This is a genomic window from Halorubrum sp. AD140, from assembly GCF_034497445.1.
Lineage (GTDB): Archaea > Halobacteriota > Halobacteria > Halobacteriales > Haloferacaceae > Halorubrum.
The window spans coordinates 1-4,224 of sequence record NZ_JAXRUU010000113.1 but is presented as its reverse complement, the minus strand read 5'-3'; the positions used below and the strand labels follow the sequence as shown (position 1 = coordinate 4,224).

The window sequence follows — 4,224 nt, the reverse complement described above, 5'->3', positions numbered from 1 at the left end:
TCGGCACCATGATCCGGTACCCCTCGCCCGCGAACAGCGTCGCCTCGGTGGCGTCCAAGATGGGGACGTACGAGCGCCCGGCCGCGCGGCCGAACACCCACTCTGGGACGGTCAGGCGACGGCTGACGCCCTCGAAGCGCGCCTCTTCGAGGCGCTCCTCGCTGGTCTGGAAGTAGTTGACGAGCGTGACCAACACGACCCCGCCGAGGGTGTTCCCGAGCAGCACCGGGACCACGAAGCCGACGATCCCGGAGTAGAGGCTGATCTCCGCGCCGAAAAGCGGGATTCCTTGCTCGACGAAGAGGTAGATCACCTCGGTGAACGAGACGACGACGTGGTAGAGGTTGCCGAGCGGGATCGCGAGGAACGCGAGGTAGACGACGAGCAGTCGGGTGACGGAGTTCGTGGAGGCGAACCCGACCCAGACGACGCCGGCGACGATCAGCCCGGCCATCGCGGCCTTGAAGAAGAGGGGCCAGAAGCCGACGTCGAGCCCGCCGCTGGAGACGTATATCGCGGACTCGATCACGTCGTCCTCGGAGAAGACGCCGCCGTACGAGAGCACCGCGGCCCCGAACGCCCCGCCGGTGAAGTTCCCGGCGAGGACGATTCCCCAGTGTCGCAGCAGCGTGGGGAGGCTGGCGAGACGCTCCAGGGTCAGCGCCACCGGCGGGAGCGTGTTCTCGGTGTACAGCTGGTACCCGCCGATGATGATGTAGACGAACCCGAGCGGATACAGGAGGACGCTCAAGATCGGGTGGCCGTCGGTCGCGGCGGTCAGCGAGACGTACAGCATGAAGGTGATGGTGATCGCCAGCCCGGCCGCGAGACCGCTGAAGAACAGCTCTCGGCTCCCGGATGTCACCTCCTCGTCCGCGGCGGCGATGATCCGCTGGAACACCTCGTCGGACGAGAAGCGGTCCCGAACGGCCTCGCCGACCGCCGGCGCGCCGCTTCGGGAGCGCTCGACGACCTCGCGCATCGAATCGTCGTCGGGGGGTGTCGAGTCGGTCACTATCTCACCCACTGTCGCGGCGTTAAAAAGTACTTCCTCTTTCGGCACCCGATGCAGAAATCCTATGTTCGTCTGTTCTCGCGGGATGCAACGCCGTCTTTTACGACAGTTGTCCGCATTTCAAGACGATCGTCCCGTTCTGTCTGGGTGGCGTCTCCTCGGCCGCCGGCGACCTCACGCTCGTTCGACGGTCACGATCCGGACCTCTATCCGGACGTCGCTCCCGATCGTCGCCTCGACGCGTCCGTCGAGCTCGTCGACGAGTCCGGAGAGATCGGTGCCCGGAGGGGCGCCCACGATGATGTCCACCTCTTCGGTCTCGAGCGGGGGGATCGTCCCGGTCCGCTCGATGTCCAGCTCTAACAGCTCCACGTTCGCGTCGAGGGCGGCCAGCTCGTCGCCGACGGCCGTCCTGATGTCCGCCTCGGTCGTCGAGACGGCGTAGGACTCGTAGGTGACGCCGCCGAGGAACACGGAGAGGACCGCGATGGCGACGAGGAGCACCGCCGCCCGTTTCAGCACCGCCGATCGGGCCTCGTCTTCCCTGAACCAGCGCTGGGGTCGGTACCCCTCGTACCAGAGCACGACGAGCGCCGAGAGGTTGATCGAGAGGACGTTGACGGCGACGATCACGCCCGCGCCGATCACGAGCTGGGGAATCACGAAGGCGATGCCGATCCCGACGGCGGCCGCCGGCGGGATGAGCGCCACGGCGATCATGACGCCGACGAGCGTCGCGGAGACGCCGGTCATCAGCGAGACGATCCCGGCGACGCCCGCGCCGATCGCCACGACGAGCACGAGCACGTTCGGGGCGAGCCGCTCGGACACCTCGGTGAGTTCGAGCGGGTCGAGGCCGGGCGGGACGAACGCGAACGTCCGCAGCGCGAACGCGAACAGCGTCGCGGCGGCGATCGCCACGACGACGCCGAGCACCTGCATGCGCACCCCGCGGCGGAACGTCTCTTCGTCGTCGACGACGGTGCCGACCGCGGCCGACATCGCCGGACCGATCAGCGGCGCGATCACCATCGAGCCGACCACCGTCGCGGGCGAGTCCAACAGCAGCCCGGCCGTCGCGATCACCGCCGATATCACGGTCATCAACACGTACGTGCCGAGCCCGGAGGCGAGCTCGTCCGCCTTCGCCTGGAGCTCCTCCCGAGAGATCCGGTCGCTGCCGCGGTCGGAGTCTCGCTCGTACTCGGCTTCGAGCGCCTCGAATCGCCGGGATATCACCGTCTCCGCGGCCACGATGACGGTGTAGGTCTGCTCGTCTATCCCCGCCTCCCGGAGGCGGTCGAGGACGGGTTCGACCGCGGCGGTCGGGATCGCGAACGTCGCGACCGCGGTGTACTCGCGGCCGCTCGTCTCGTCGGTGACGACGTAGTCCACGCCTTCCTCGTCGAGCGCGCGGACGACGGCCGCGCGCTTCCCGGCCGGAATCATGACCTGTACGAGTCGCACGGTCCGTGGTCGGACCGGTAGACCTTATAACGGCCGGTGGAGACGCCCGAGTGGTTCGTCAACCGTGGATGTGTGAGTTTCAGGCCATCATTTCATCTGTCTCAGATTGGATAGTTCGCACTGGCCGTGCAACTTATAGAGCATGTATTCAACATCCATTCCGACGGCTGTTACACCTAATTTGATAAGTGACATAGATACATACAGAGGTATGGATCCATGGCGGAACCTAACGAACAGCACGATACCGAACTGACACCGGAGGAATTGGCACACACGCACCTGCCGGAACAGACGATGTATAAGATTCAGACCGCTGGTGCTGAGGGTGCAGATGCCGACGATATCCAGCACCCTCCGCAGACGATCAGGACGAACGAATTACGTTGTCTGTACTTCGAACTCGAACCGGACGAAACGATCGACTGGCACACCCACGTTCCAGACCTCGACGAAGTGAATCTCTGTCTCGAAGGTCGCGCGAAATACACGCTCGAACGTGAAGACGGAAGCTATCAGACACTGGAGATCGGGCCAATGGAGTTCGTCTATGTTCCCGGCGGTGCTCGGAACAAAATCGAAGTGGTCGGCGACCAAACGCACAGGTCACTGTCTGTGGCGAAATCTGTTTCAGTCGCTCGATTGGAAGCACTTGAGGGAAAAACAGAACAGGCTGCACCCGGAGACACAGACTGGCCGGACTCGTTGTTCGTTGACCGCAAGCGAGACGAGATTGTTGCAAAGAATGAAAACTTAGTCTCTAAATGAGACGTTAGACACTGGTGTCCGGGCCACTTGGCGGGGGTTCGGGACTCGCTTGTGTTGGATTTGTGTGGTGTCTCTTGCATGGTGTATCTGTCAGAAGTTGGTATTTTCCGCTCGTTGATGAAGTGACGGACTGACAAGTCAACAATTGAACCACCACTGAGTCGAAGTATCCGACGGCCTCGCGAGAAACGGAACTTTAATGCGCGAATCCCTCGCACCTTCAAACAAGAATGCTCTCGCCGCTGTTCATCGACACGTTCCTGCTCGATTACCACCTCGGGCACGTCATACTGCTCGGGTTCGTCGTATCGCTCCTGGGGGCCGCACCCCTGAAGTCCCAGAAGGTGATCGCCTCCGTCTTCGCCGGCTTCGGGCTGATATTCCTGGTCGCCCCGTACACGACGATGCCCCAGACGTACATCCTCATCGGGGTGCCGATGATCCTCATCGGCACGCTGCTGTGGACGATGGCCGACAGCTGATTCGGGCGCGAAGCGCCCTGGCCTCCGCTTTTCCCTCCCTCTCCTCCGATTTTTCTCTCCCCTCCTCTCCTCCGATTTTTCTCTCCCCTCCTCTCCTCCCGTTTTCTCTCCCCGATCGCCGCGTTCCCGGTCTGCTCTCACGGTCGCCTCCGTCGGCGGTCGATCCCGCTCCTTTTTGCACCCCCGGCGACACTCGTCGCCATGGTCACGGTACGGGCACCCGCCACGAGCGCGAACCTCGGCAGCGGGTTCGACGTGTTCGGGGCGGCGCTCACGCGGCCGGCGGACGTCGTCACCGTCGAGAAGGCGGCGGAGACGACGATCGAGGTCACGGGCGTGGGGGCACAGTACATCCCGGAAGACCCCGAGAAGAACACGGTCGGCGCGGTCGTCGAGGCCCTCGACGCGCCCGCGCGCATCCACATCGACAAGGGGGTCCGGCCGGCCTCCGGGCTCGGCTCCTCGGCCGCCAGCGCCGCGGGCGCCGCGGTC

General features: G+C 64.3%; 4 protein-coding genes and 1 pseudogene. 3 read left to right on the top strand and 2 right to left on the bottom strand.

Annotation, left to right across the window (positions count from 1 at the left end; genetic code table 11):
* Together U4E84_RS16295 and U4E84_RS16290 are read right to left on the bottom strand one after the other, a co-directional pair.
* The coding region (locus U4E84_RS16295; protein WP_322533165.1) for a formate/nitrite transporter family protein at nucleotides 1-1,015 on the bottom strand (1,015 nt) is incomplete at its 3' end.
* A 174-nt stretch (nucleotides 1,016-1,189) separates the two neighbouring features.
* A complete protein-coding gene (locus U4E84_RS16290; protein ID WP_322533166.1) occupies nucleotides 1,190-2,464 on the bottom strand; it encodes a TIGR00341 family protein in 1,275 nt (424 codons plus the stop codon).
* A gap of 237 nt (nucleotides 2,465-2,701) precedes the next feature.
* Here U4E84_RS16290 and U4E84_RS16285 point away from each other — a divergent pair, with 237 nt between their 5' ends.
* From U4E84_RS16285 to U4E84_RS16275, 3 genes and pseudogenes are all read left to right on the top strand, one after another.
* On the top strand, nucleotides 2,702-3,250 hold the full coding sequence (locus tag U4E84_RS16285) for a hypothetical protein (protein WP_322533164.1): 549 nt from the start codon (nucleotides 2,702-2,704) through the stop codon (nucleotides 3,248-3,250).
* A gap of 230 nt (nucleotides 3,251-3,480) precedes the next feature.
* The gene (locus U4E84_RS16280) at nucleotides 3,481-3,732 is read left to right on the top strand and encodes a hypothetical protein (protein WP_322533163.1); all 252 of its coding nucleotides are present in this window, start codon (nucleotides 3,481-3,483) and stop codon (nucleotides 3,730-3,732) included.
* A 201-nt stretch (nucleotides 3,733-3,933) separates the two neighbouring features.
* A pseudogene (locus U4E84_RS16275) lies at nucleotides 3,934-4,224 on the top strand (homoserine kinase); the annotation flags it as partial.

Bases quoted from the DNA above. Each gene is read 5' to 3' on its own strand.
- U4E84_RS16285 (WP_322533164.1), top strand. From the start codon at position 2,702: ATGGCGGAACCTAACGAACAGCACGATACCGAACTGACACCGGAGGAA.
- U4E84_RS16280 (WP_322533163.1), top strand. From the start codon at position 3,481: ATGCTCTCGCCGCTGTTCATCGACACGTTCCTGCTCGATTACCACCTC.
- U4E84_RS16290 (WP_322533166.1), bottom strand. From the start codon at position 2,464: ATGATTCCGGCCGGGAAGCGCGCGGCCGTCGTCCGCGCGCTCGACGAG.